We start from the raw sequence: 26,050 nt of genomic DNA on the forward strand, positions 1-26,050 counted from the left end.
TGAGGTTCCCCCCGAACGGTGGACAAGGGGGTTACATCCTTCAGGCGGCTTCCACCCGAAGTGAACGCTCGTAGCTGTCGGGACTGAGCATCCCGACCGCAGAGTTCCGTCGAACAGTGTTATAGAAGCCAACCCAACTGTCAACGCCGGCAACGAGCTCCGCCTTCGTCGCATACGTGTGTCGGTAGTACTCCTCATGCTTGAAGACCGACCAGAACGATTCGGATGGACTGTTATCCCAACATATTCCGGTCAACCCCATAGACCGACGCAACCCGTACCGGACGCACGCCGCCGCCGTCAGATGAGCCGTGTACTCCCCACCACGATCCGAATGCAGGATCGCGTGCTCGCAACGCCCGCCACGCGTGGCCACCGCACGATCGATCGCGGTTGTCACCATCTCCGCACCGATGTGATCGGACATGCTGTAGCCCAGCACCTTCCGTGAATGACCGTCCCGGATCGCACACAAGAACATGTCCCCCTCACCGCACGTGAGATAGGTGATGTCGGTGAACCACGCCGCATCGGTCCGGCCCTGATCGAAGCACCGTTCGATCAGATCCGGTGGAAACGACGCCTGCGGGTCGACCACAGTGGTCTTGGTCTTGAACGTGCGGGGACTGATCCCTTCGATCCCGACCGACGCCATGATCCTGGCGACCGTCTTCTTCGTCACCACCTCGCCGCGGGAACGCAACTCGGCAGTGACCCGAGGGGATCCGTAGGTTCCCCGCGATTCCCGGTGAACCTCGATGATCTTGACTTCGAGGTCGGCTCGGCGCTGCTGCTTCGGCGTCAACACCGTGGCGGCTTTGCGTTTGACGTACTGGTAGTAGCCGGATGTCGATACTTTCAGCAGCCGTGACATCCGCACGATCGAGAACCGCCGGCCTTCCGGGGCGGTGGTGCCTGCGGTCTCTTCGATGTTCTCGGGGCAGGCGTACTTCACCATCAGATCGAACCGGGTCGATTCTTCTGCATCGCGGCAAAGTACGCCGAAGCTTTTACCAAGAAGGCGTTGTCCTTCTCGAGTTCGCTTATCCTTCTTCGTAATTGGAGTAGTTCGGTGCGTTCGGCGGCATCGAGTGGCTTCTCACCCTGGGCGTCGGCGGCGGCGATTCTGCGTCTTTCGAGCTTGACCCATTCACCGAGCAGACTCTCGTGCAGGCCCAGTTCCCTGGCGACTTCTGCGATGGTGCGACCGGAATCGATCACGCGGTGGGCAGCCTCGACTTTGTACTCGGCGGTGAACGACCGGCGTTTACGAGGGGGCATGGTGGCATCCTTCCAGCGGGACCGGTGTCCCGCCAAATCGATGTCCACTTTCAGGGGAAACCTCAGGGGGTCGCTGAGGGGGGCCATCATGAACCACAACTTGGAACTTCCCTGTAGCGAGGTCAGCATCTATGTAGAAAGACTGGCCAGGGTCCTCCAAAGCAGGTCTGTTAGCGCGGGCCGTTTTGTGTGCTGCTCGACGCAGTTCGTAGGACGCCACGAGTGGGAATCGGTTTCCGCACTCCTGGCAAGGAAGAGTTACTGCCCAGAGATACCCCCACGGCTGGTTCCCATAGGGATCGGGATACAGGTCTCGCATCTGCTCATATTGTCGTCGGCCAACTTCATCAAGGACGAGTTCGATATCGCGGAGTAGTCGGGGAGTGGTTTCAAAAAGACTCTTCTGCGAGGTTGCAAAGGTGATTGGCGGTTCCGCCGACCAGTCACGGAAGGGGTAGTCAGTAAGAAGCTCTGATGCCAGAACAGCTACGGGGCTGTAGTCGACTGCGTCGGCCTGGATCCCGAGGCGGGCAGCCTCAAGGGGGATCATTCCACGTCCACTGAACGGGTCGAGAACCGTAGCATTTTCCCCGAGGTTAGAGAAGATTTCGGCACGGATCTCGGCCCATGCAGCGTACCGGCCTGTCATTGCCTCGCGGACAAGCTCTTGTAGTCGTTCTTGTTCGGCAGCATCGTCAGGCCATGGCAATAGGGAGCAGATGACCGCCGCTTTTGCCTGCGCGACCGGACGAGCGGCGAACCATGTAAAGAGTCCGCGCTCCTGGTTCCCTGAACCCCATCCCTTCACGCTATTGGCCGACACCTCCGCGCTAGGGAACCATCGTTCGATCATTCGTGTCACAGGTTGCTCCCGGGTGCGTTTTTGAGGCTGCTGCCGGGGACGCGGAAGATGGCGTCTCCGGTCATGTCGGTGGCGAAGAGGGTGGCGGGGTCTTCGTATGCACCGAAGAGGCGGCCGGTGCCGTCGGCGCACTGGTCGACGACGTAGAGCCAGTAGTTCTTGCGGTGCTGGGTAGCGATCAGTACCTCGTTTCCGGTCATGCGGATACCGTCACTTGCTGCACTACCGAGTACTCCCTTGACCTCGATATGTCGGACTTGGCTGTTGCGCCGCGCGTCGAGGTCATAGCCCCGGCCTTCGGTGTGGACGTCCTCGACCTGCCATCCCTCATCGCGCAGCATCGCCGCGACGAGTCGCATTGAGAGCAGCTCCGAGTCGATCTCGTCCCGCGTCGCGGGGTCAGCTGCGGCATGCACTCGGATGCGGGCGACCAGAACAGGGTCGGTTAGGTGCACGTCGATCAGGCGTTGTAGCTGATCGAGTCGGGTTTCGGTCTGGGTTTGCAGGGTGCGGCGCAAGGCAAGACGCGCAGGGCGGTCGGTGATGCTGTCGGTCAAGGTCAGCGGCAGGTTCGTCAGGTCTTTGCGGGCCTGGGCGAACCAGTCGGTGCGCACCTTCTGATGCTCAAGGACAGTCTGGTCGGCGACCTGCTGCGCGGCCTGGACCGCACTGTCCACACGCGCCGGGTGGGGTCCGGTTCCCGGCTTGGTGGTAGGCACCAAGTTGGCCAAGGCTTCCCATCGGACGGGGCGGGCGTTGCCGCTGTCGTCGACTTTGATCAGGGTGGCCCAGATGCTGTCGCGCCGGCCTCCGCTTTCGGTCATGGTGGACTGGAAGGCATACAGGTCGTAGGAGGTCAGGCTGCTGGGGTCCTGGGCGGCACCGGACTGATAGACATCTTCCGCGAGCTGCTTGTCGGCCGATTCGATCAGGTCGGTGAAGCCGGCCTCTCCGGGTCCGAGGGTGATGGTGTCGCCGATATCGATGCTTCCGGACGCTGCGCGGAGGGCGTCGCCGCTGGTGGCGACGTGGATGCTGTCTCCGCCTCCGAGGCTGGCCGGCAGCTGTCCATTGCGCATGCCAATCCGGCGGAATCCTTCTCCGGCCGCGGTGCGGTCGGCGGTGATCACCCCCGCGGCGGCGAGGCGGTCGAGGTAGGCCTCGACGATGGCCGGGTTGATCCGAGCGAACAGGTCACGTTGCAGCAAGGTCAGGGCGGCGACGGCATCGACTTGGCTGGCGAGTTTGCGTTCGGTGTCGCGCACCTCCCGCGCTTTGCGGACCAGCTCCTGAGTCTGGATAGCTTTGGCCGCTTCGATCGCTGCGTGTTTTTTGACCTCGTCGTTGCCGTACAGGTCGGTGAGCCACTTGTCGTAGTCCACACCGGTGATCTCCGCGACCGCGGAGAGGCTGTCGAACATCTGCCCGCGCAGCTCATTGGCGGCGGTGACGAAGTTGTCGAGCAACCGCATGAGCGTGTCACCTTCGCGGGTGTCGGTGGCCACGAGGTTGTAGAGGTAGACATCGCGGTGCTGTCCCACGCGGTGGATGCGGCCCATGCGCTGCTCGAGGCGGACCAGTGACCACGGGATGTCGTAGTTGACCAGCACGTGGGCGGCTTGGAGGTCGATGCCTTCGTTGCCGGCGTCGGTGGTGACGATGATCTGGAACTGCCCGCGCATGAACTCGCGGCGCACCTCGTCCCGCTCCGCCTTGCTCTGCCGCCCCGAGTACATCTTCGCCGTGTACCCGTCCGCCTCGAGACGCGCTGCAATCCACTGAGCCGAATCTGCGTACTCGGTGAAAATCACTGCCTGCTCAGTGTTTCCGGCCATGATGCCGTTGGCACTGAGGCAGTCCTGGATGAGCCGCGTCCACTTCGACGGTTGCCAGTCCGGCGCGCCGATGGCAGCATCGATCTGATCGAGCAGCGACTTGATTGCCGTGCGCTCGGCCCGAGTCGAGGTGGAAGCGGAGTGGACCACCTTGGCCTCGTCGACGGCGCTGTCGTCACCGGTGTCGTCCTTGTCGGCGATCAGCGCTGCTTCGGCTTCGTTCATTTCCCCCATATGGCTCTGTCGTCGGCGCAGCGTTTCGGCGAGTGAATACAGGCTCGATGCTGCGCGTTTGCCGTAGACCATCCGCGCGAGAGGCTGCGCAGCGGTGGGGAAGTAGCGATCGACCATGTCGATGGCGGCCTGGTAGAAGCCGTACTCGACATTCGACAACGGCACGCTGTGATTGGCGGCGATCCGTCCCTTGAACAGCCGGGTCTTGCCGTCGTAATCGACGAGATCTTCTTTCATGCGCCGCAGGAAATGGATGGGTCCTGGGCGCAGGGCGCTGAGCTCGACGTTGGGATCGGTTCCCGGGTCGGGATAGATCTCGGGGTCGACCAGATGCAGCAGGTGTCGAAACAGCCACTCCTTACCGCGGTGGGGAGTGGCGGTCATCAACAGGGCACGCGGGGTGTTCTTGGCGAGCAGCCGGCCCACCTGGTGGAAGCCGGCCGCGGTGGGGGTCAGGCGATGCGCCTCGTCGAAGACCACGAGATCCCAGCCGGCCTTGTCGGGGCGGATCGCGTCCTGCACGGCAGGGTTGACCGCGGCGAGCTCGAGGCTGACCACCCACAGGTCGTTGGTGTTGATCGCGTCCTGCCGGATCGTCTCGGAGGTCAGATGCTTGAGACCGCCGCCGAGCAGTCGCGCGAAGTCGTCGACCCATTTGGTGGCGAGGTTGGCTGGACACACGATGATGGCGCGAGTAATCAGCCCCAAACGCTGCATCTCGCGGATGTAGAGGCCGGCCATGATCGTCTTGCCGGTGCCGGGCTCATCGGCCAGCAGGAATCGCAGCTGCGGTTGTGGCAGCATCGCGCCGTAGACGGCGGTGGTCTGGTGGGCGTACGGCTTGAGTGGTGTCGACGCCATCGCACTCGATTCCGCGTTCGTGGCCGCAGCGTCCATCCACCGGGTCCACAACCCGGCCAGGACGCGCGCAGAATCGGCTCGTCCGTCGCTGACGAGCGGACGCACTGTGTCAGTGTCACCGGGCGCGAGGTTGACCTCGTATCGACGATCGTCGTCGCCGACCAGAATCAGATCGACGCCACCGGTCTCGTCATTGGGGATCGGATACCGGACTGTGGCGAAGTCCGGTAGGCCGTCGACGCGGACACGGACCCTTTGACCACGTTGGAACACCAGTACACCTCCGTTGATACTCACGAGAACACCACGGAGATGTTCGAGAACAGACTGCTCGGGAGTCTAGTCACCGCGCTGGGCCGTTCGATCCGGGGCGTATTCGAGACTTGATCTGCATCAATAACGCTGGAACAGCAGAGGTTCGACGATCGATTCCTCGACTCAGGGTTGGCGGATCACCTCTACGGATGCGTGGGCACGCCGACCGCGATCCGCGCCGAACCATCGATGTCACGCGAAGGCGTCGAGATCGAGCGTGATTTCCACGCCGTCCTTCTCGATGACGATCTTCGGGTGCTCCGCTCCGGTTGCGGCTAGGTACTGGCGCAACGTCGACAACAGAAGATCGTCGCGGCGCTCGATCCTCGAGACCGTGCCCTGATCGGTGTCGAGAGCGGCAGCGACCTGCTTTTGGGTGAGGTTGCTGGCCTTGCGGATGTCGGCAAGACCTTGGGCGTGGATGCGGTTGACGGTTTCTCGTTCGTCCCGATACTTCCGGACCTCCTCGGCGATCAACGGATCGGCGGCGAGTTTGTCGATGCGGTCGTTGATGCGCACGAACCGGGTGCGGGTGGTGTCCTCGTTCATGACGGGTGTCCTCCTCGGGTTTGGTGAAGCCAGTCGCGGATCGCGGTGTCGGCTCTGGGGCCGACGCTGTTGTAGAACACATCCCCCATACGAGCTTTGTCGGCAGCGAACAGAGCGACGACGACCGTGTCGCTGTCGGGAGGAAACCAGCAGATCAGACGGAAAGCGATAGACGGGTCGTAGGGGTGCGCGGTACGCCACACCTGGTAAGTGCGGGACTGGCGCACGCGTTTGAGGTCAGGGGTCTCCGAGGTCGGTGGGCTGTCGAGAGTGCGCAGTTGCTGCAATGCGTCGACCGCGCGGGCGAGGATTCTGCGAGCATGATCGTCGCCGCCGCGGGCTTTGGCTTCGATGCGGTCGAGCCAGTCATAGAACTCCTCGGGTGCGTCGACGTTCACACCATCAGTATGGATTGAACAACATATGGTGTCAAAGTCATATCCGCGATAAGGTTGCTCGGGTGGTGCGGCGGATCGATCCACCTGGCAGTTGGGGATTGATCGTAGGAGTTATGAGACCTCGGGATCACGGCGCAGCTCGGCAATCGTGGCGGGGTCATTGTCGACGTGCAGTTCCGTGATGCGCAGACGTTCCTCTTCGGTCATATCTGGTGGACGCAATACACCGCGGATCGGTTCCCGACAGACCGCGGAACACGCAGCGGCACCTCGTCCCCCGCCGGGGCCGGATGTCGGCTCGTGTCCGGGGCGCGTGGGACGATGACCGGCGTTGATCGGCGCGTGTCGGGACGTGTCGTCGATGCAGCTCAGAGTCGATATTCCGGGCTGGGGTGTTCGGCACGGACCAAGGGGAGTGGGACAGAGTGAGTCAACCGGCCTCAGCAGTAGGCGGTACGACAACGCCAGGTGATCAGGGGGAGCGCAAGCGCGCAGCGTGGTGCCAAGAACACACGAGATGGCACACCACGCTGTGCATCCTGGCGGCCGCGGTCACCTGGTGTCTGATCTGGTGGATCGTGGCCGAAGCAACAACCCTGGACGGCACGAAAGTGTGGGGGACGTGGCGGACCATCGTCCACGGGTTCGGTGGGGTCCTCGCGGGTGTCGCTGGGTGGCGGGGTGCGCGCAGGTACCGCACGTGGCAGAGCACGCGCACCGGTAAGGAGGACGACACCTCACTGTTGTGGCTCGTCGTCGGAGGAATCCTCGCTTCTTTGGTCATTGCAGCGGCGGCGGGATATGCCCAGGCCGAGCTGCTCACCGATCCCGGTGAAGCGGTTGCCTCCCTCGACAGTCCAGAACTGCTGGACATCGCCCGGTCCACCACCTTTGCGCTCGCCGCAATTGGGGCCGTCGCGGTCCTGCTCGTCAACTACCGCAAACAACGATCGGTCGAAGCAGCACTCAAGCACGACCAGGCCAAACACCTGGCCGACCTCGCGCACGAAAACCGTAAGCAGCGGGCCAGCGAGATCGCGGCGCTGCATGAGCGGTACACCACGGCCGTCGCGCAGCTGGCGGACAAAGAGAATCCGGCGATCCGGCTCGGTGGTGTCCATGCCCTCGCGGCCCTCGGCGACGACTGGGCAGTTCAAAAGGTGTTTTCGCAGCGTCAGGTTTGTGTGGACCTGTTGTGTTCATATCTCCGCAGCGTCCCTCGGCTCAATGTGCAGTACGAGCCGAGTGGAGAGGCCTTCGAGTGGGATTGGGACAGGCATTTCCTGGCAGAGGACCGCGACGTACGGAAGGCCGCCCTCGAATGGCTGAGCCTGGATCCACCGATGAGGTGACGGTGTGAGCGTGTCGTAGAACGCGAGAGCCCCTGCAGGGCAGGAGAATCTGAGTTACCACACAAAGATTCCGGCACCAGGACAGGGGCATCTCGCAGGTGAAAGCATCTCACACCGTCACCCCCGTTTTCGACGATCCGAATCTCGTGTCGGCCGCCGGACTGGTTCCGGTGATGCGGCTCGCCGAGACCGCCGGCCTGCACGAACTCCTCGACCGGCACCTGAGCGTCGACTCACCGAACCCGGCCGTCAAGTCCGCGAGCATCGTCGCCGGCCTGCTCGCCGGCGCGGACAGCATCGACGATCTCGACCTCCTGCGACACGGAGCGATGGAGAAGGTGTTCGGCGGGGTGCGAGCGCCGTCGACGCTCGGCACGTATCTGCGCTCGTTCACGCACGGTCACGTGCAGCAGGTCGACGCCGTCGCGGCTCGACTGCTCGCCGGCCTGACCGCGCGGGTGCCGGGCCTGCTCGCCGGCGCGGACCGGATGGTGTTCGTCGATGTCGACGACACGATCCGTGAGGTGCACGGCTACTCCAAGCAGGCCGCGGCGTTCGGGTATTCCGGGGTCCGCGGCTTGAACACCCAGTTGGCGGCGGTATCGACGCCGGCCACGGCCCCGGTGATCGCCGCCGCCCGACTGCGCCGCGGCAACACCGCCTCGCACACCGGGTGCGGCCGCCTGCTCACCCAGGCCATCGGCACCGCCCGCACCGCCGGAGCGAGTGGGCAGATTCTGGCGCGGGCGGACTCGGCGTACTTCTGCCACGCGTTCGTCGGCGCCGCCCAGAAGGCCGGGGCCTGGTTCTCGGTGACCGCGCGGATGAACCCGCAGATCAGGGCCGCGATCACCTCGATCGACGAGGCCGCATGGGTTCCGATCGAGTATCCCGACGCCGTCTGGGACGAGGACGAACGGAGGTGGGTGTCCGACGCCGAGGTCGCCGAAACCGAGGTCACGATCTTCACCTCCCGCCGCATGCGTGAGCACGTCACCTGCCGGCTGGTGGTGCGCCGCGTCAAACGCCTGAACCCGGCCGACACCGGGCAGGGCGAGTTGTTCACCACCCACCGCCACCACGCATTCGTCACGAACTCGACGCTGACGCTGGTCGAGGCCGACGCCCGGCACCGCGACCACGCGATCGTCGAGCAGGTCATCGCCGAACTCAAGGACGGTCCGCTCGCGCATCTGCCGTCGGGGAGGTACGCGGCGAACGCGGCGTGGCTCGCACACGCGGTGGTCGCGTTCAACCTCGCCCGCGCCGCCGGGGTCGCCGCATCGGGGCGCCATGCCCGCGCCCGCTGGGCGACACTGCGCACCCACCTGATCAACATCCCCGCCCGGATCGCATCGTCCGGCCGCCGGTTGACCTTGCACCTGCCCACCCACTGGCCGTGGGAGTCGGCCTGGCGCACCCTGTTCGCCGCCGCGACCAGCCCGCCACCGGTCGCCAGCTGACCACCGGCCCCACGGGCCCCGACCGAGGACATCAGTGGAAGTGCCGAGCAGACCGGCGGGTCGCCCGTGCCCTCAATCCGGCACCGTCCCCGAAATCAATCGGGCGTCAGGCCCGAATCAACGCCGGTGGATCAGGGCTGAGTCGACTCGCCACTGCTGCCGCTCCTATTACTGACCCTGACAATCAGCAACGCGACTCGGGTGAGGAGCGTACGCCGGGCGCTACGGTCGAGATCGATCTGCGTGGCATCGTTCTGGAAGGTATGGACTTGAGTCACGCCAAGTTGTCACATCTGAAAATGCCGAAAGCCTGGCTGGAATCGGCGGATCTGTCGGATGCGCGCATGGAACATGTCGACCTCACGGGCGCGCATCTCGAATACGCCCGACTCGAGCAGACAGTGTTGAACAATGCCACCCTGGCAGGGGCACGGATGAACACCAAGAAAGCGACCAACGCTCACTTCGTGGATGCAGACCTCAAAGGAGCGCACCTCGAAGGCGCCGAGCTGGTGGGGTCGGATCTCACCAGGGCGAAACTTCTTGGTGCGCAGGTCGATAGATACACCTCGTTCATCAGTGCGATCCTCAAAGACGCGGACTTCTCTGGGGTAGAAGTGCGACGCCTCGACTTGGCCGGAGTTGACTACTCCAAGGCGAAGAACTTCGAGCTGAACCCCGAGAAGAACCCCCACCAGACTGATGAGGAGCCGGCCACTGCTGGTGACGACGAGCAGCCAGGCCGGGAAGGGAGTGTCCGATAAACGGTGGATCCGGCCTGGCATCGGTTAGTTGATGCGTCCTTCGAAAGTGATCGCGAAGGCATTGAGGGCAGGCTTCCACCTCATCGCCCATCGTGCCCTACCCCGACCGGTGGGGTCCAGAGCCCGCGTCGCGAGATAGAGACACTTCAGCGCGGCCTGCTCGGTCGGGAAATGCCCACGGGCGCGGATCGCCCGCCGGTAGCGGGCATTGATCGACTCGATCGCGTTCGTCGAGCAGATCACCCGCCGGATCTCGATGTCGTAGTCGAGGAACGGCACGAACTCGCTCCAAGCGTTCTCCCACAACCGCACGATCGCCGGATACTTCGGCCCCCATTTGGTGGCGAACTCGACGAACCGTTCCTTGGCCGCGGCCTCGGTCGGAGCGGTGTAAATCGGCTTGAGATCGCGGGAGATCTCGTCCCAATGCTGACGTGGTGCGAACCGAAAAGTGTTGCGGATCAGGTGAATGATGCAGGTCTGCACCACCGCCAACTCCCACACCGTATTGATCGCATCCGGCAGACCCTTGAGCCCGTCGCAGACCACGATGCACACATCGGCCACTCCGCGGTTTTTGATCTCGGTGAGCACCGCCAGCCAGAACTTCGCGCCTTCCCCGCCGTCGCCGGCCCACAACCCCAAGATGTCGCGTTCGCCATTGACGGTCACCCCGATCGCGACGTAGATCGGCCGGTTGGTGACCTGACCGTCGCGGATCTTGACGTGGATGGCGTCGATGAACACCACCGGATATACCCGATCGAGGGGCCGGTTCTGCCATTCGGTCATTTCCTCGAGCACCTTGTCGGTGATCCGGGAGATGGTGTCCTTCGACACCGACGCTCCGTAGATATCCTGAAAGTGCGCCGAGATCTCGCCGGTGGTAAGCCCTTTCGCGCTGAGGGAAAGCACGATCTCGTCGATGCCGGTCAGCCGCCGTTGCCGTTTGCGCACGATCTTCGGTTCGAAGCTCGACTCGGTGTCCCTCGGGACGTCGATCTCGACCGGGCCGATCTCGGTCAGCACCGTCTTCGATCGGGTGCCGTTGCGGGAATTGCCGCTACCGCGTCCGGCCGGGTCGTTCTTCTCGTAACCGAGGTGCTCGGTCATCTCCGCGTCGAGTGCGGTTTCGAGCACGTTCTTCGTCAACTGCCCGAGCAGTCCGTTCGGGCCCATCAGTTCGACGCCTTGTTCCTTGGCCTGGGCCAGTAGCTGCTGCGCCAACTCCAGCTGGTTCACCTCGTCCGCCATGGGCTCCAGTGTTTCCGTCATAGTCGATCCTTCCCGCCAAGCTCGCTGCTCGGCGTGTCAGGCCAACCCGGATCCACCGTTATTCAGACAGTCCCCCGCCACCGACCCACAGTCCGAGGATGTCGCGGTGGCCATCGACGGTCACCCCGACTGCCACGTAGACGGGTCGGTTGGTGACCTGTCCGTAAGCGGTCCTTGACGTGGATCGCGTCGATGAACAGCACTGGATACGCCGGATCGAGCGGCCGCCCGGTTCATCCGGCCATCTCGTCGAGCACCTTGTCGGTGATCTTGCTGATCGTGTTCTTCGACAGCGACGCTCAGGAGGCGCCGTCGAAGTGGGCGAAGATCTCCCCGGTGGTCAGACGCTTCGCCGACAGCGACAAGGTGATCTCATCGACCCCGATCAGTCGCCGCTATCCTTTCTTGACGATCTGCGGATCGAACGACGAGCCGGTGTCACGCGGCACCTGGATCTGAAAGGCTTCAGGAATGGGAGCGATGTCCGAGGAGCTTCGTCCGTCCCGCAGAGGCCGCGACGATTGGTGAACAACGCCATCGTTATCGTGTGTGGTGATGGTTGATGAATCCGCGTTCACACGGGGCGCACGACTTCGTCTGGGCCTGCACGTGCTCGTTGTCGTGCTGGCGTTGATCGTCCTGCTGCGTGCGGTGCTGCTTTCCGAAGCATCGGCGGGATGGATCGGTGCGTTGACTGCGCTGTTCGTTGTCGTTCACATCGTAGGTGCCAGTTCGTTGCGTGCTCCGGCTGCGCGATTCGCTTGGTTGGGATCATTGTGTGCAGTGTGGGTGGCGATGGCGCTTCTGGGCGCCGACGCGGCGTACGTATCGTTCGGGCTCATCCTGCTCTTCATGACCGAGGTGCCGCTCGTGCCCGCTGTGTCTGCGGTGGCGGTGATCACTGGTGCCAACGTGCTGATCGGCGTCCACACTCGCGGACAGTGGGGCGGAGCGCTGGTCGGGTCGTTGCTCGGGGCTGTGGTCGGTGTCGTGGTCGGGCTCGGTTTTCGGGTGCTGTTCTACGAGACGGAGCGCCGGCAGCAGTTGATCGAGGATTTGCATCGCACTCGCGCGGAGCTGGCGGAGACCGAGCGTTCCGCGGGCGAACTGGCCGAACGTGAGCGGTTGGCCAGCGAGATTCACGACACCGTCGCGCAGGGGCTGAGCAGCATTCAGATGCTGTTGCACGCCGCTGAGGCCGAAGATCTGCCCCCGGGTGTAGCGGACAAGATCGTCATGGCTCGGCGGACCGCGTCGGCGGGATTGGCGGACGCGAGACGTCTGATCGCAGCTCTCTCGCCCGCTGACCTGGCGGGCAGTTCGCTCGCCGACGCGTTGGGCAGGGTGTGTGAGCGAGCCGCGGCTGGAAGGGTTGACGTGCGTCTTCTCGTCGAGGGACAGGCGGTGTCCTTGCCGATGCCGTTGGAGTCGGCGCTGGTGCGCCTCGTCCAGGGCGCGGTCTCGAATGTGGTGCGCCATGCCGATGCCGGCCACGCGGTGGTTACCCTCGGCTATGGTGCTGACGCCGTACACCTGGACGTGGTCGATGACGGACGGGGCTTCGATCCCGCGATCCTCGACGATCCGTCCGCACACAACTTCGGGCTCAATGCCATGCGGACCCGGGTCGAGCAGCTCGATGGGCAGTGGTTCATCGAATCGGAACCCGGCCACACCGCAGTGTCGGTGACGTTTCCGCTTCCACAGCAAGGGGAGGAGCTCCGATGATCCGGCTGATGCTCGCAGACGACCATGCGATCGTCCGCGCCGGACTACGAGCGCTGCTCGAGCTGCATTCGGATGCAGTCTCGATCGTCGCCGAAGCCTCCACGGGTCAACAAGCCGTTGCGCTGTGCAGGGAGGGGGGGATCGACCTCGTTCTCATGGATCTGCGGTTCGGCACCGGACTGAGCGGCGTGGAGGCGACCAGCCGGATCCGGGCTCTGCCGAACGCTCCGCGGGTGCTGGTGGTGACGAACTACGACACCGATGCCGAGATTCTGCGCGCAATCGAGGCCGGCGCTAGCGGCTATCTCCTCAAGGACACTGCGCCGGCCGAACTCTTCACGGCAATCGTCGCGGCAGCAGGGGGTGCGAGCGCGTTGTCACCGTCGGTGGCCTCGAAACTGATGGCGCAGATGCGTGCGGGCCCGACCCTCACCCCACGCGAGATTCAGGTGTTGGAGGCTGTGGCCGCAGGGTTCTCCAACCGAGAGATAGCGCGTCGGATGTTCCTCAGCGAGGGCACGGTGAAGACGCACCTGACGAACACTTTCGGCAAACTGGGTGTGCGATCCCGGACCGCAGCTGTGGCACAGGCACGGGCGCGGGGGATCATCGACGGCACCATCGACTAGATCTACCGCTCGGTCCGACGGTCGGGTGCTGTCTCTGTCCGTATCGGCTGCGTGTGTCGCCCGGGTGGCTCCGGACTGCGCTGCTTCACGCGGTCTCTATCGAAAGTCGTAGATGAATCTCACCGTTCGTTCGATGTGCCAGAGCGCGTAGTCCGGTCGGATGGAAGGTATGAAGATACTTGTCAATTCCGCGTTCGGGTACGCCGTCGCGGGTCTGGCGTCGGGCCTGTACTACCGGGAGCTGACCAAGGCCCAGGACTTCGACGGCCCGACTCAACTGTCCATCGTGCACACCCATTTCCTGGTTCTCGGGGTGCTGTTCCTGCTGATTGTTGCCATTTTCGAGCGCCTGTTGGTGCTCTCGGCCAGCCCGCTCTACCGCTGGTTCACCGTCACCTTTCACGCCGGCCTGATCCTCACGGTGGCGATGCAGCTCGTCCACGGGACCATGCAGGTCTTCGGTAAGGATGCGTCGGCCGCGATTTCGGGAATCGCCGGGATCGGTCATGTCCTGCTGACCGTCGCCTTTGTCGTCTTCTTCCTCGCACTTCGAAGCACAGTCGCGCGCACACCACAACATCGCGACGTTCACCAGATAGCAGACACATCAACGAATGCGGAGGAAGTGGCATGAGTGACCTGCCTCAACGACCGACGGCGACGTCGGATGCCCGCATTCTGGTGCGGGCGTTCCGTATCGTGGCGACGCTGGAAGCAGTGACCTGGCTCGGGTTGCTGATCGGCATGTACTTCAAGTGGATAGCCGAGAGCACCGAGGTCGGCGTCCGTATCTTCGGATCCCTGCACGGGGCGGTGTTCGTGACATTCGTCGTGCTCTCGATCGCAATGTACGTCCGGCTCGGATGGCGCCTGCGGACCCTACTGTTGGCGTTGGTTTCTTCTCTGCCGCCGTTCGCCACGATCGCGTTCGAGGTGTGGGCTGCCCGTACCGGGCGCTTCGTCCCGGGCGCGGACCGCTACTCCGACTTTCCGTCTCACTATCCGACGTCGGTGCGATGAACGCATTCAGTCGAGTTTGGATGCCCTGATATGACATCACGCTTTATGAACACTCTCTTCGGATCGCGGCGTCGGGCCGGCATCGTCGTGCTGCTGTGGATCATCCTCGCGGGCGCCCTCGCGAGCATCGCGCCGGCCTTGGAGGACGTCGAAAACAACGCGGGAGCGAACGATCCGCCCCCGTCATCGCAATCCGTGCAGGCTGCCGAACTCGCTGCCCGCGAGTTTCCCCGCAATGAGGGCACCCCGGCGATCGTCGTCGTGCACGGCGCCGACGGGGCCACGACGGCGGCGGCAGTGGAGCGGATCGTCACGAGCATTGACGGTGCGAGAGCCGACAATCCCGCGATCGCCGCGATAGTCACCGCCGACGGCCCGGGCGGCGACAATCTGCGCACCACCGACGGTGACAGTGAGATGATTGTCGTATCGCTGACAGGCGACCCGACCGACGAATCGTTCCAAAACACGGTCGGTGAGCTGCGCGATCTGGTCAGCGAGGCCGCCGGACCTGCTGATGCGGCGGTCACCGGGCCTGCAGGAATCGCCACCGACACCGTCAAGGTGTTCAGCAGCGGCGACAAGATCCTGCTCCTCGGAACGATCCTGCTGGTCGCCATCATCCTCCTGGTGATCTATCGGTCGCCGGTCCTCGTGGTTGTCGCGCTGGCCGGTGTGGGCGTCGCGATGCGGCTCGCCGAGACGGTGGGCGCGATGATGGCCGACGCGGGATGGTTCGATATCAGTTCGCAGACCGCGTCGATCATGACCGTGCTGCTGTTCGGTGTCGGCACCGACTACGCACTGATCGTCACCGCCCGCTACCGTGAAGCCCTCGCGGAGGAATCGAATCGCTCCGCCGCCATGATGCGGGCGCTGCGAGGAGTGTCCGAGGCGATCTTGTCGAGTGTCTCGACGATCGTCCTGGCCATGCTGGCTCTGCTCGTAGCGGTCTCTCCGGCCCTGCGTGGATTCGGCCCCTATCTCGCGCTGGGCGTCGCTTCGATGGGGCTGGTCGCCTTCACCTTCACCCCCGCACTCATGTTGCTCTTCGGAGGAAAACTGTTCTGGCCCTCCACAACCCAGACTGCGTCGGGACGCGCCGGTGGCAAGGTCTGGGAACGGATCGCGGATCTGGTCGACCGATCGCCGAAGACTGTGCTGGTATCCACACTCCTCGGTCTTCTCGTGATGACCGCGGGCCTGGCCGGCTATCGTGAAAGCTTCGACTTCATCAGCGGATTCCGCATCGATACTCAGTCCGAGGCCGGTCAGAACATGATCGCCGACGCATTCGGACCCGGGGAGATCGCGCCGTCCACCGTCTACGTCACCACCCCGGCCGGGACACCGGCACCCGACTGGAACCAGATCACCAGCCGCCTGTCGGACGTGGACGGGGTGGCCCGAGTCGGTGAGCAACCCGCGGTCAGCGCTGACGGGACAACGGCAGCATTCCAAGTCGCCCTCACCGACAACCCCTACAGCCCTGAGGCAATGGACCGCGTAGACACCCTCGCGTCCGCTGCTCGGACTGCAGCGGACAGTGCGGGGATCGACGGTGCGCAGGTCCTCGTCGGCGGCGAAACAGCTCACTCCGCCGATATCCGGGCGGCGCTCGATCGCGACAACTGGGTCGTTGCCGCACTGGTCCTCGTGATCGTCGCCGCCGTCCTGGCACTGCTGCTGCGGTCCGTGCTCGCGCCTCTGTACCTGATCGGGACGCTGGTGTTGTCGTTCACCGCGACACTCGGGATCACGACCTTCATCACTGTCACGCTGCTCGGGGACGAGGGGATCGGGAACCGCGTTACGATCTACATCTTCGTGTTCCTGGTCGCTCTCGGTGTCGACTACACCATTTTCCTGATGAGCCGCTACCGGCAAGAGCTATCGGCGCATCCACCACGGGCGGCCCTGCGGGTAGCGCTCACCCGATCAGGCGGGGTGATTTCGTCTGCAGGACTCATCTTGGCAGCCACCTTCGCGGTGCTGACCACCCAACCGATCCGGGAACTGTTCCAGTTCGGTCTCGCGATGGCCATCGGGATCCTGCTCGACACCTTCGTTGTCCGTCCGCTTCTCGTTCCCGCGATCATGCGGCTACTCGGAGATAAGGCGCTGTGGCCGAGCGTGACCGAGGCGAATGCGAAGCCGGCGATGGAACCGTCCCACGCCTGAGGTACCGCCGCCAAGTGCCCGCGTCCCCGTAGACGGACGCGGGCACTCAGCGGGGCCTGGCCGTCCTCTCAGCCCGCTGAGTTGAGGGGCTGTTCGAACAACCGAATGCGGCGTCGACCTCCGCCGGGACTGCTTCGTGATGCCCTTCCTCCTCCGCCCTGCCCGTCGATCGAGCGTCGTGAGGGACGAGGCGACAAAACGGTGCGTTTGTTATGCGCGCTCTGTCGGGGTGGTGGTACCAGCAGCGCGCAGCGCGTCGTCAGGATCGCTGTTGTGCTTGCCGGCGAACGCGCGATAGCCCATGACCACCAGCCAGACGTAGGCGAGCGTCTTCGGGATCATCAACAGGCCGACGGTCTCGTTCTGCTGTGCCCACAGCACAACGGGGAGGTAGAACCCGAACGAGAGAGTCACCGCCGGCCAAGCGAAGCGGTAGAAGGCGTCGCCCCGAGCACGGACCCACAACGCGCCAATGATGACCACGCCGAGGATGAGGAAGGGGATGTTGCGGATGATCCCCCACGACAACGGCGGGTCCGCGCTGAATATGTCGTTCTGCGGCAACAGAACCAGCAACACGTGCACGATAGCCGCCGTATACACGACAATGCTCATCACCGGGCTCGGTCCCAACGGCCGGTAGGTGCCTTCGGTGCGCGTTTCTCGTGCGGTCGGCCAGCGTCGCAGGATGAGCAGATAGACCAGCACGTAGAAGGCCGTCATGGTCAGCGCGGTGACCAGCTTGCCGTAACCGAGGGAAACATGGTGGGCCTCGACGCCGGTGGTGTTCAATGCCCACACCCGGGCGAGCAGGTGGAACGAGTCGCCGAAGCCGAGAACGATCGCGGTCCAGCCCGCCAGTTGCGCCGGCAGCTCGCCCCGGCGCGCAGGCCCGCCGCGCAAGATGAGTACGCCGAGCGTGAAGATCGTCAGTAGATAGGTGATGTCGAAAGCCGACTCGAATATCGCTCGCAATGCCACAACCCCTTTTTTCGTTCGCCGCCGGTTCATCGAACTGCGCACCGTGTGAGAATCCGGTTACATTGTCCGAACGCCGATTCCGTGCTCGACGAACGACGGCCATCGGGCCCCGCCGCGGCGGGGCCCGATGGTCCTGAAGGTAGTCGCCGCTGCGCCTCAGGACGCCGGCGTGGAAAGACGGCTGTAGGTGGGAAGCAGCGCTCCGCTGCGCATTCCATAGGCGCGGTCGACGAGGATCAGCTGACTCAGGTCATGGGTGACCATCACCGTGGCCACGTTCCGGTCGCGGCTCAGTTCCGCGAGCAGACTGACGATCTCGCGGCTACGGTCCTCGTCGAGTGCCGAGGTCGGTTCGTCGACCAGCAACACCGAGGGGTCGTTGATCAGCCCGCGCGCAATCGCGACACGCTGGCACTGTCCGCCCGACAGCTGGTGGGGACGCCGATCGAGCTGCTTCTCGAGACCGAGCGAGCACAACAGGTCCGCGGCGCGCGCTCGGCTGTCGCGGACCGACCCGCCGGCGAGGTGGGTCATCATCTGCAGCTGCTCGACGGCGGTCAACGACGGGAGCAGGTTCGACTGCTGGAACACGAAGCCCGCCTGCGTTCGCCCCGGTCGAGTACGCAGGTCGTAGCGTAGTCGAGCGCTGCATCAATCGGCTCGAACACTTCCGTTACCTGGCTACCCCGCTACGCCAAACGGGCTGCCTACTTCCGGTCCGAGTTGATCATCGCTGCGATCGTCCTATGGCTTCGATGATTCATAGGTCAGGCCCCTAGGCGGTATGGGCAGCCCCCGACTCGACGTCGGGAGCTACCCATACCGCCTAGTACTGCAACGACAGTTTGTGATGCCGTCGTTTGTAGTGACTGACGCGGGCTCTGGCTTGGCTGATGCGACGCCAGTTCGACCAGTGCCACAGGTGGGCGAAGGCATGACGAACGGGACAGGCGATACGATTGAACAGTCTTCGAATCTCGTTGACTGTCAGAGGAATCAGCTTACCGGAACCGGATGAAGATCCCCCTTTTGCGCGTCTCGACGCAGGATCGTCAAGAACGCGGCCGCAGCCATCGACAAGGTGATGTGCCGGTACCAGGCGGTGTAACCCCGGACCTGGTAATGGTCGAGGCCGGTCTCGTTCTTCGCCGTCTGGAAGCACTCCTCGATCGCCCACCGGCTGCCGGCCACCCGCACCAACTCGGCAAGCGGGGTTTCGGCCGGGCCGTAGCAGATGTAATAGGCGATCTCGTCGGGATCGGTGAGCGACCGACGGGCCAGCAACCAATGACCGCGGCCCGGTTCACGGATGGGCCGGATCGGGGCGGCCGCCCAGTCGTAGACCCGCGGTCCGTGCGCACCATCGCCGCACGACAGCCGTTGCCACGCCGACGCATCGAGCTCGGCGATCACGGTGTGGGCGCGGCGCTGCCGCACCTGCATCGACACCACCATCTGCGTTTTCGGCACCGCCAGCACGTGCGCCATTCCGCGCGATTCGAGCCACATCCGCAGCCGGCCGACCTGCCCGTAGGCCTCGTCGGCAGTAACCCACCCGAACGGAATCCCGGCATCGAGTGCGCGTGCGAGCATCGTCTGGGCCAGTTCGGGTTTGGTCGCGAACTCGACGTCGTCGTCGATGCCGGCATCGCGACACCGATCGCGGTCCTCGGTCCAGGCTCTCGGTAGATACAACTCTCGGTCGATCAACGCCCGACCACGGTCGGAGGCGTAGGCCAGGAACACCCCGACCTGACTGTTCTCGATCCGCCCGGCGGTTCCGGAATACTGCCGAGCCACTCCGGCGGATCTGTTGCCCTTCTTCAGAAAACCGGTCTCGTCGACGATCAACACCCCGGCGGTCTCGTCGCCGATCGCTTCGACCACCACGTCTCGCACGTCATCGCGCAGCCCGTCGCCGTCCCAGGCGTAGAAGTTCAGCAGTCGTTGCATACCTTCCGGGCCGGTGTCCCCGGCGGCCTCGGCCAGTGTCCAGCCGTTCTTCCGTTCGACCTCCGCGAGCAATCCCCGGACATACGCCACCATCCGCCGCCGTGACTCCACCCGCGAGAACCGGTGCGCGAACCGACTGCAGAACGCTGTGAACCCGGCTGACCATTCCAACACCTCCGACTGCACCAAGATCAAGTACCATAGACACAACCTCGGTCACAAACTGTCGTTGCAGTACTAGTCCATCAGGATGTGTTGCACCGCGGGACTGGTGATCCGGCCCCCGGATGGCCGTGAAACAGCATCGGAGGTGGTGTTCCGGGGGTGAGGATGTCGCGGTCGGTGTCGGGCCCGCGAGCGGCCACGGGCACACCCCTCGTCGCACCCGCGTGGTTGCCCTCGCCTCGTTGCATCCCATGTCGTCGGTCTCGGCTACCGCGTCAGCGTCCGGGGCGGTTGCGCTCTCTGCTGGGGCCACGGACACTGCGGGTATGGCCACGTCCACGCAGCGGTCCTCCTCCACCGTCGCCGCCGCAGCAGCGGCGCGGCTGCACTCGGTGCTGAATCTGGCGGTGCTGGGTTTGGCCGCGTTCGGTCTGGGTGTGGCGGGTTTGGTGGCACGGTCGTTTCCCGCCTCGTGGTCCGGTGTCGCCGTGTCGGTGGTTTTCGTGGTGGGGCCTTGGCCCCTGGTGGTGGACACGGGGGTGGTGGTTACGCAGGGATGGCCAGGGTAGCGGCCAGGGAGGCTTCGTAGGAGAATGGGGCTTGGTAACCGCAGGCTGAGTGGCGTCGGCGGGTGTTGTACCGGTTGGCCCACCAGAAGATGCGGCGCCGGCAGGTGACGGCGTCGGGGAAGGCGTGCGCGCCGGCGAGGAGCTCGCGTTTGCAGCTCGCGTTCAGGCTCTCGGCCAGGGCGTTGTCAGCGCTCGAGCCGACCGCGCCCCGGGAGAGCCTGAGTCCGTGTCTGGCGGCAGCAGCGGCGAAGTCCTTGGAGACGTACTGGGCTCCGTGGTCGCTGTGAAAGATCGCCCCGGCCAGGGACCCGCGGGCTGCGGCGGCCATGTCGAGGGCGTCGGTGACCAGGCTGGTGCGCATGTGGTCGGCGATGGCCCACCCGACCAGTGCCCGGGAGCAGCAGTCGATGACGGTGGCCAGGTAGAGGAACCCGCCGGTGGCGATCGGCAGGTAGGTGATGTCGCCGACGTACTTGCGGTTCGTTGCCTCGGCGGTGAAGTCCCGCTTGATCAGGTCCGGGACGTCCTGGTCGGCAGGGGCCGGGATCGTGGTCCGCACCCGGCGACGCAGCCGCAGCCCGGGCAGGTGATGCTCGCGCATGACCCGGGCCACCCGTTTGTGGTTCACCCGCTCATCGGGGTCGACGCCGTCGTTGAGCTCGGCAGTCACCCGTGGTGCCCCGTAGGCCGGGTCGTCCTTCTGCACCGCCCGGATCCGGTCGGCGAGCACCTGGTCGTCGACGGCCCGCTGCTCCCGGGCAGGGGCAGCCTCGACCCAGGCGTAGAACGAGGACCGGTTGATCTCCAGCACCTGGCACAGCCGCTTCACCTCGTAGGTGTCTCGGTGGTCGGCGACGAACTGGAAGCGGCTCACCAGTTCGTCTCCCCGGCGAAATACTTGGCTGCCTTGCGCAGGATGTCGCGCTCGGTGGCCAGCATCCGCTTGTCGTCCTCCAGGCGACGTACCTGGGCCTCCAGGCGGGCGATCCGGGCCTGTGGGGACTCACCCTCGGGCGCGTCGCTGTGCGGGTCGGAGGCTTCGGTCCTGGGGCCGGTGTACCCCTGCTCGCGCCGCCAGGTCGCCAGCGTGCCGCGGGAGACGCCGAGATCGGCAGCGACCCCTCTCAACGTGGCGCCCGGGGTGTGCTCGTACAGCTCGACCGCCTCACGCCGGAACTCATCGGTGTAGTTCTTCCTGGGCATGGTGTAGATCTTCTCGCTTCCTCCAGCCAGTGCTGGGTTCGGCGTGTCCACCCTCCGGGGTCAGGGCCCGTGCTCGGTGTGGTTGCGGCATTGCCGGTGTTCGGCCCGCCCCTGGGGCGGTGGCGTAGCGGTTACACCGCCGTCGCCGCAGTGTTCGCCGTGGCCACCCCGTGGATGGCTGCCGCGGTTCAGTTCGCAGGCGTATTGGCCTTGCTCGGTGTGGGGGTTGTGGTGATCGGGTTGTGTGAGCACCTTCCGGTGGTGCGATATGCGGGTCTTGCTGCGTTTGTCGTCGGTGTGGTCACCTCGTCGGATTTCGCACGGGGGTGGCTGCCGCTGGCCGAGACCGGAACCTATGAGCTGGTCCCGGCGCTGGTGACCGCGATTGTCGGGGTGGGCGCGGCAGTGGTGGGGGTGTGGCTGTGGGTGCAGAACCGTCGGGACGCAGGCAAGCCGGTCTCGCCCGAGTTTCGATAACCGACACGAGTACTCGCGCTGCGCGGGGTCAGCTGTACCGGATCGATATCGAGTCCGGATCCGTTTTCCCAGGGGAATTCCCTTGTGACGGCTCTCGTTCCGCATGTCGCGGCCCGGTGTGGTCGTGTGGTGGAACTGATCTGCCGGCCGGGTCCGTGCCTGTGCCTCCGCCGTGCCGGGGCTAGGTAGCCGACTCCCGAGATCGATGGGACTCCACGCCGCATCCGTTGGTGGTGAGGGGGTTTCTCGGGCCGTGTCGGTGCTGTAGGGGGTCAGCGCGGTGTGCGTAGTGCGTTCCAGGCTGCGTCGGCGAGCAGGGTGGCGTGGCGGGGGAGGCGGTCGGGGGTGGTGTTGCCGATCAGGCAAGAGCGGGCCATTTCTTGTGCGGGGCCGATCCATATGCAGGCCAGGACGTCGAAGGGGAGGCTCTGGACTCGTTCGTGGTCGACCTGGTTGGTGTACCAGGTGTGGACGTGGTCGAAGAAGGTGTCGTTGAGGGCGGCGATGCGGGGTGCGGCCAGGGCGGTGACGTCGGGATCGTGGAGTGTGTAGAGCAGCCGGGCTTGGCCGAGATGGTCACCGATCCATCGCAGGTGGTAGGTCACGGCGGCGCAGATTCCGGCTTCGGCATCGTCCGGGTGGTCCTGCAGCACGCTCAGGAAGCCGTGCTGGTAGTCGGCGAGGGCGTGTTCCTGTAGTGCGGCGGCGAGGTGGGCCTTGCTCGGGAAGTGGTGGTAGAGGCTGCCGGTGCTGGCGCCGGTGGCCTGCTGGATCGCGCTCATCGTCGTTGCCGCGTAGCCGCGCGTGTCGAACAGTGTCAGTGCGGCGTCGAGCAGCATGTCTCGGCGGGGGCGTTCGTGGCGTTGCGAAGGCATACCCCGGATGCTAGAAGTAGAGACAGTCTCTAGAGAACATCTCTAGTCGGGGTCAGGGGGATCGGATGGACAGCTTCTACACACGGTGCGGCGACTCGACGTTCGAGAGCACACCGGCGACCGCCGGACCGTGGGGACCGCAGACTCAGCACGCGGGCCCGCCGTCGGCGTTGCTGGCGGGGGAGATCGAACGGCTTCATGTGTCCGAGGGCCGGCGACTGGGCCGGGTGGCGGTGGACATCCTCGCCCCGATCCCGGTTGCCCCGATCACCGTGTCCACCTCCGTGGCGCGGCCCGGTACACGCACCACTCTGATCGAGGCGGTCGGCACGATCAACGACACACCGGTGGTGGCTGTGCGCGCCTGGGTCCTCGCCCGCGTCCCGTGCGACTATCCGGCCACCGAACCGTCGTCGCTGCCGGGATACGACCGGCCCGAACGCGCCCGCGACGGCGGTACCATCGCCGGCGCCAGCCTCGACGGCTACCTCGGCGCGACGCAGTTCCGGTTCACCGCAGGTAGTTTCGCCGAGTTCGGTCCCGCCACCGCGTGGGGACGGACCCGGTGTGCTCTGGTGCTCGGTGAGGAACTCACTCCGTGGCAGCGGGTGTTGATCCTGACCGACTCGTCGAGCGGGTTGAGTATGGCGGCCGATCCTCGGCGGTACCCGGCGATCAACCCGGATCTGCACGTGGTTTTGCACCGCGATCCGGTCGGGGACTGGATCGGTATCGATGCGCGCACCCACACGGTGCCCGGACACGGCAGCGCGGCGTATGCGCGTGTGAGTGACGCGGCGGGGATGGTCGGAACGAGCACCCAGACGCTGTACGCGAGCACCGCGGTGTGACACGCCCAGGGATCGACCTCGACTCCCCAGTGATCCGCAACGGCCTACCGATCCGAACGTCACGGTCCCGGGCCGGAGGGGACGTGTTATCTGTGCAGGTCGCAGCGTATCCCCGTGCCGGTTCGTGTCCGTGCCGCAGGTGTCCGCCGGTGAGTGGGTCCACAAACAGGTCAGCGGATTTCTTCGATCACGCTCGTGCCCTTACCCGGGCGGGATTCCCAGGCCCAGTCCTCTTCTATGCGTAGGCGAGCGTCGCTGAGCACTTCGATCCGACTGTCACAGACTCCGCTCGCGGTCGTGCCGTCGACACTGAGATGCGCGTAGCGAAAGTGCAGCCGTTCACCGTCACGTGTTCCGACGAGGAAACCCCGCACGATCTCTCCGCCGTCGTAGTCGGCCCAGATGACAGCGTTGTCCTGGTGGTACCGGAAACGGGTGGCGCTACCGACCTGTCCGGTAGGCGAGTTGCTGACACCGGCGAACACCCTGCCCTCGAGGTCGAGGGTGGAGGACGAGGGGTGCGCAGCATCGACAGGGGTCATCCCGGCACCATAGCCAAGACCCACCCAGCCGTGTTGGCTCGCAGACCCGCGCGGAGCCTCCGCCGATCGTGGTGGACAAGCACCTCCGGACGCTCACCCGGTCAGGACGCGGTCGGTTTCGTCTCGGAGCGTGGTGTCGCCGCCTCGAGGTTGTCGAGCATCGTGGCCAGCGTCCGCAGGACGGTCTCGTAGTCCTCGGAGGAGACACCTTCGGTCAGGATCTGTGCAGTGCGCGCTTGCGTGCGGCTCATCTGCTCGAGCAGCTCGCGGCCCGCATCGGTGATCCGCATGGCGGTGGTACCCGGGGCGACCGGATCGAGGTGCAGCCAGCCGTTGTCGGTCAGGGAGGCGAGCAGGTCGTCGATCCGGGTGGGGGTATAGAAGGCGGCGGCTTCCGCGGAGAACTGTTCGAGGGTCAGATCGGGGTCGTCCTGTGCGGTGCGAAGGGCCTGCCAGTGGCCACGGTCGACGCCGTGTGCTTGGTGCAGGGCTTGGTCCACGTAGCGGTGCAGGGCGTTGTCGACGGATTTGATCAGGTAGCCGAGCGGCGGTGTCGTGTTCATGCGTGTGCTCCCTACGCTGGTGCCCGCACCGTGCGGCGCGGTCATCGGGTGGCGGCGGCGTTGGTGTCCTCGCGGCCGCCACGGTGGTGGTGTGGTGCTGCGGTGCGCTCACCGGCTGCGGCGAGGGTGCCCGCAGCCGGGTGGGTTCAGCGCTGTTCGTCGGTGACCAGGCGGTAGAGCACGTATCCGACGAACCATGCGGTGAGAAGAACGCAGAGCACGAGAAGGATTTCGATCGCAAGGACCAGCATGCGGACTCCCTGGTTAGTGGGTACTCACTAACCAAGAGCGTAGGTTACCGTCAGGGCATGCCCGACCACGCCCCTACCGCACGTGATCGCATCCTCGACGCCGCGGCGAGCATCATGCGCGACCGCGGGATCGCCAAGGCGACCACCAAGCAGATCGCGGCGGCCGCCGGCTACTCGGAAGCCATGATCTACAAACTCTTCGACGACAAGATCGACCTGTTCCTCAGCGTCCTGCGCGAACGAGTGCCCACCGTCGACATCCTCACCCGCACAGACCGCACCCCCGGTGACGCCGACACCCTCGACGGCAGACTGCGGGCGACGATCGAGCAGATCACCGCCTTCTACCGGCAAACCTTCGCGATCGGCGCTTCCCTGTTCTCCGACGCCGCCCTGCTCGAACGCCACCGCGAAGCCGTCATCGCGCACGGCGCCGGCCCGGCTCTGCTGCCCGCCGCCGTGGCCCGATTCCTCGGGCAGGAACAACGCGCCGGCACCGTGGCCGCCGACGCCCCCATCGACGGAGTCGCCGCATCGATCGCCGGTGCCTGCTACCTGCGGGCGTTCCTCGAACGGTTCTACGGACCCGACCATCCCCAGCAGCCGATGACCGAGTTCGCCGCCTCGATCATGGCCACGGTCCTGCCCGCCCTGACCACACACCCCGCCGCGTCCACCCCCAGCGACTGACTCACAGCCACACAGACGACGATCTGCGGTTGGAGTCACCGCAGAGCCGCGTCCACGCTGGTGAGGCATGGCCTGGAATCCGTAGGTGCTCAGCGCGGTGACACATTGCATGTTCAGAGTCGTTGCCCGCGCCGTACTCGGCGAAGCTCGCACGGACCGACACTCGAAGAATCAACCCCGTAC

The 26,050-nt window shown here is 65.0% G+C and carries 24 protein-coding genes and 3 pseudogenes; 13 read left to right on the top strand and 14 right to left on the bottom strand.

Going from position 1 to position 26,050, the window contains the following annotated elements; translation table 11 throughout:
• Window positions 1-40: 40 nt before the first annotated feature.
• Both WAX14_RS10415 and WAX14_RS10420 read right to left on the bottom strand, forming a co-directional pair.
• Window positions 41-958 (bottom strand): IS3 family transposase, encoded by a 918-nt coding sequence (locus WAX14_RS10415; protein WP_422628009.1) that lies wholly within the window; start codon window positions 956-958, stop codon window positions 41-43.
• Window positions 958-1,281, bottom strand: coding sequence for a transposase (locus WAX14_RS10420; RefSeq protein ID WP_422628010.1), 324 nt, complete (start codon window positions 1,279-1,281; stop codon window positions 958-960). Before WAX14_RS10420 ends, WAX14_RS10415 begins: the two co-directional genes overlap by 1 nt.
• On the opposite strand from WAX14_RS10420, the gene WAX14_RS10425 reads away from it, so the two are divergent.
• A complete protein-coding gene (locus tag WAX14_RS10425) occupies window positions 1,280-1,657 on the top strand; it encodes a hypothetical protein (protein ID WP_422628011.1) in 378 nt (125 codons plus the stop codon). The two genes, WAX14_RS10420 and WAX14_RS10425, sit on opposite strands and share 2 nt — an antisense overlap.
• Window positions 1,658-2,139: 482 nt before the next feature.
• Here the strand turns inward: WAX14_RS10425 and WAX14_RS10430 are convergent, their stop codons facing one another.
• The 3 genes from WAX14_RS10430 to WAX14_RS10440 form a co-directional block, all read right to left on the bottom strand.
• Window positions 2,140-5,370 (bottom strand): helicase-related protein, encoded by a 3,231-nt coding sequence (locus WAX14_RS10430; protein WP_422628012.1) that lies wholly within the window; start codon window positions 5,368-5,370, stop codon window positions 2,140-2,142.
• A 210-nt stretch (window positions 5,371-5,580) separates the two neighbouring features.
• Window positions 5,581-5,937, bottom strand: a complete 357-nt coding sequence (locus tag WAX14_RS10435) for a helix-turn-helix domain-containing protein (RefSeq protein ID WP_422628013.1) — start codon at window positions 5,935-5,937, stop codon at window positions 5,581-5,583.
• On the bottom strand, window positions 5,934-6,335 hold the full coding sequence (locus WAX14_RS10440) for a hypothetical protein (protein WP_229583556.1): 402 nt from the start codon (window positions 6,333-6,335) through the stop codon (window positions 5,934-5,936). The genes WAX14_RS10435 and WAX14_RS10440 overlap by 4 nt, the downstream gene beginning before the upstream one ends.
• A 578-nt stretch (window positions 6,336-6,913) precedes the next feature.
• Between WAX14_RS10440 and WAX14_RS10445 the strand changes: the two genes are divergently transcribed.
• From WAX14_RS10445 to WAX14_RS10455, 3 genes are all read left to right on the top strand, one after another.
• Window positions 6,914-7,687 (top strand): hypothetical protein, encoded by a 774-nt coding sequence (locus tag WAX14_RS10445; RefSeq protein ID WP_422628014.1) that lies wholly within the window; start codon window positions 6,914-6,916, stop codon window positions 7,685-7,687.
• A gap of 98 nt (window positions 7,688-7,785) precedes the next feature.
• The gene (locus WAX14_RS10450) at window positions 7,786-9,150 is read left to right on the top strand and encodes an IS1380 family transposase (protein WP_422628015.1); all 1,365 of its coding nucleotides are present in this window, start codon (window positions 7,786-7,788) and stop codon (window positions 9,148-9,150) included.
• The gene (locus WAX14_RS10455; RefSeq protein ID WP_422628016.1) at window positions 9,087-9,914 is read left to right on the top strand and encodes a pentapeptide repeat-containing protein; all 828 of its coding nucleotides are present in this window, start codon (window positions 9,087-9,089) and stop codon (window positions 9,912-9,914) included. The genes WAX14_RS10450 and WAX14_RS10455 overlap by 64 nt, the downstream gene beginning before the upstream one ends.
• Before the next feature lie 24 nt (window positions 9,915-9,938).
• Here WAX14_RS10455 and WAX14_RS10460 read toward each other — a convergent pair whose 3' ends face one another.
• The gene (locus tag WAX14_RS10460) at window positions 9,939-11,189 is read right to left on the bottom strand and encodes an IS256 family transposase (protein ID WP_422628017.1); all 1,251 of its coding nucleotides are present in this window, start codon (window positions 11,187-11,189) and stop codon (window positions 9,939-9,941) included.
• A gap of 70 nt (window positions 11,190-11,259) precedes the next feature.
• Window positions 11,260-11,641, bottom strand: a pseudogene (locus WAX14_RS10465) (transposase); the annotation flags it as partial.
• 103 nt (window positions 11,642-11,744) lie between these two features.
• Between WAX14_RS10465 and WAX14_RS10470 the strand changes: the two are divergent.
• The 5 genes from WAX14_RS10470 to WAX14_RS10490 all read left to right on the top strand — a co-directional run bounded on the left by WAX14_RS10470 (window position 11,745) and on the right by WAX14_RS10490 (window position 16,747).
• Window positions 11,745-12,917, top strand: coding sequence for a sensor histidine kinase (locus tag WAX14_RS10470; RefSeq protein ID WP_422628018.1), 1,173 nt, complete (start codon window positions 11,745-11,747; stop codon window positions 12,915-12,917).
• Entirely contained in the window at window positions 12,914-13,546 is a 633-nt protein-coding gene (locus WAX14_RS10475; protein WP_064063767.1) for a response regulator, read from the top strand. The genes WAX14_RS10470 and WAX14_RS10475 overlap by 4 nt, the downstream gene beginning before the upstream one ends.
• Window positions 13,547-13,715: 169 nt before the next feature.
• The gene (locus tag WAX14_RS10480) at window positions 13,716-14,180 is read left to right on the top strand and encodes a DUF2871 domain-containing protein (RefSeq protein WP_422628019.1); all 465 of its coding nucleotides are present in this window, start codon (window positions 13,716-13,718) and stop codon (window positions 14,178-14,180) included.
• Window positions 14,177-14,566 carry a DUF3817 domain-containing protein gene (locus WAX14_RS10485; protein WP_064063769.1) on the top strand — a complete coding sequence of 130 codons (390 nt, stop codon included), beginning with the start codon at window positions 14,177-14,179 and terminating at the stop codon, window positions 14,564-14,566. The genes WAX14_RS10480 and WAX14_RS10485 overlap by 4 nt, the downstream gene beginning before the upstream one ends.
• 45 nt (window positions 14,567-14,611) lie before the next feature.
• The gene (locus WAX14_RS10490; protein WP_422628020.1) at window positions 14,612-16,747 is read left to right on the top strand and encodes an MMPL family transporter; all 2,136 of its coding nucleotides are present in this window, start codon (window positions 14,612-14,614) and stop codon (window positions 16,745-16,747) included.
• A gap of 210 nt (window positions 16,748-16,957) precedes the next feature.
• On the opposite strand, the gene WAX14_RS10495 is transcribed toward WAX14_RS10490, so the two are convergent.
• The 3 genes and pseudogenes from WAX14_RS10495 to WAX14_RS10505 form a co-directional block, all read right to left on the bottom strand.
• Window positions 16,958-17,770, bottom strand: coding sequence for a hypothetical protein (locus WAX14_RS10495; protein ID WP_422628021.1), 813 nt, complete (start codon window positions 17,768-17,770; stop codon window positions 16,958-16,960).
• Between the two features lie 114 nt (window positions 17,771-17,884).
• A pseudogene (locus tag WAX14_RS10500) lies at window positions 17,885-18,331 on the bottom strand (ABC transporter ATP-binding protein); the annotation flags it as partial.
• A 164-nt stretch (window positions 18,332-18,495) separates the two neighbouring features.
• Window positions 18,496-19,867 (bottom strand): annotated as a pseudogene (locus WAX14_RS10505) (IS701 family transposase).
• Between the two features lie 305 nt (window positions 19,868-20,172).
• Between WAX14_RS10505 and WAX14_RS10510 the strand changes: the two are divergent.
• The gene (locus WAX14_RS10510; RefSeq protein ID WP_422628022.1) at window positions 20,173-20,415 is read left to right on the top strand and encodes a hypothetical protein; all 243 of its coding nucleotides are present in this window, start codon (window positions 20,173-20,175) and stop codon (window positions 20,413-20,415) included.
• Here the strand turns inward: WAX14_RS10510 and WAX14_RS10515 are convergent.
• Window positions 20,393-21,618, bottom strand: a protein-coding gene (locus WAX14_RS10515) for an IS3 family transposase (RefSeq protein ID WP_422628023.1) whose coding sequence is annotated in 2 segments (ribosomal slippage) — window positions 20,393-21,306 and window positions 21,306-21,618 — 1,227 coding nt in all. Because the reading frame shifts where the segments join, the coding sequence is not laid out codon by codon here. The two genes, WAX14_RS10510 and WAX14_RS10515, sit on opposite strands and share 23 nt — an antisense overlap.
• 69 nt (window positions 21,619-21,687) lie before the next feature.
• Here WAX14_RS10515 and WAX14_RS10520 point away from each other — a divergent pair.
• Window positions 21,688-22,095, top strand: coding sequence for a hypothetical protein (locus WAX14_RS10520; RefSeq protein ID WP_422628024.1), 408 nt, complete (start codon window positions 21,688-21,690; stop codon window positions 22,093-22,095).
• 272 nt (window positions 22,096-22,367) lie between these two features.
• On the opposite strand, the gene WAX14_RS10525 is transcribed toward WAX14_RS10520, so the two are convergent.
• Window positions 22,368-22,970 (bottom strand): TetR/AcrR family transcriptional regulator, encoded by a 603-nt coding sequence (locus WAX14_RS10525; RefSeq protein WP_422628025.1) that lies wholly within the window; start codon window positions 22,968-22,970, stop codon window positions 22,368-22,370.
• A gap of 65 nt (window positions 22,971-23,035) precedes the next feature.
• On the opposite strand from WAX14_RS10525, the gene WAX14_RS10530 reads away from it, so the two are divergent.
• On the top strand, window positions 23,036-23,821 hold the full coding sequence (locus WAX14_RS10530; protein WP_422628026.1) for an acyl-CoA thioesterase domain-containing protein: 786 nt from the start codon (window positions 23,036-23,038) through the stop codon (window positions 23,819-23,821).
• Between the two features lie 170 nt (window positions 23,822-23,991).
• Here WAX14_RS10530 and WAX14_RS10535 read toward each other — a convergent pair whose 3' ends face one another.
• Both WAX14_RS10535 and WAX14_RS10540 read right to left on the bottom strand, forming a co-directional pair.
• Window positions 23,992-24,363 (bottom strand): hypothetical protein, encoded by a 372-nt coding sequence (locus WAX14_RS10535; protein WP_422628027.1) that lies wholly within the window; start codon window positions 24,361-24,363, stop codon window positions 23,992-23,994.
• Window positions 24,364-24,464: 101 nt separating this feature from the next.
• Window positions 24,465-24,926: a MarR family winged helix-turn-helix transcriptional regulator gene (locus tag WAX14_RS10540; protein ID WP_422628028.1), complete on the bottom strand. Its 462-nt coding sequence runs from the start codon at window positions 24,924-24,926 to the stop codon at window positions 24,465-24,467.
• Between the two features lie 308 nt (window positions 24,927-25,234).
• Between WAX14_RS10540 and WAX14_RS10545 the strand changes: the two genes are divergently transcribed.
• Window positions 25,235-25,867, top strand: coding sequence for a TetR/AcrR family transcriptional regulator (locus tag WAX14_RS10545; RefSeq protein WP_422628029.1), 633 nt, complete (start codon window positions 25,235-25,237; stop codon window positions 25,865-25,867).
• Window positions 25,868-26,050 lie beyond the last annotated feature (183 nt).

This window comes from Rhodococcus sp. (in: high G+C Gram-positive bacteria) (assembly GCF_049299235.1).
Lineage (GTDB): Bacteria > Actinomycetota > Actinomycetes > Mycobacteriales > Mycobacteriaceae > Rhodococcus.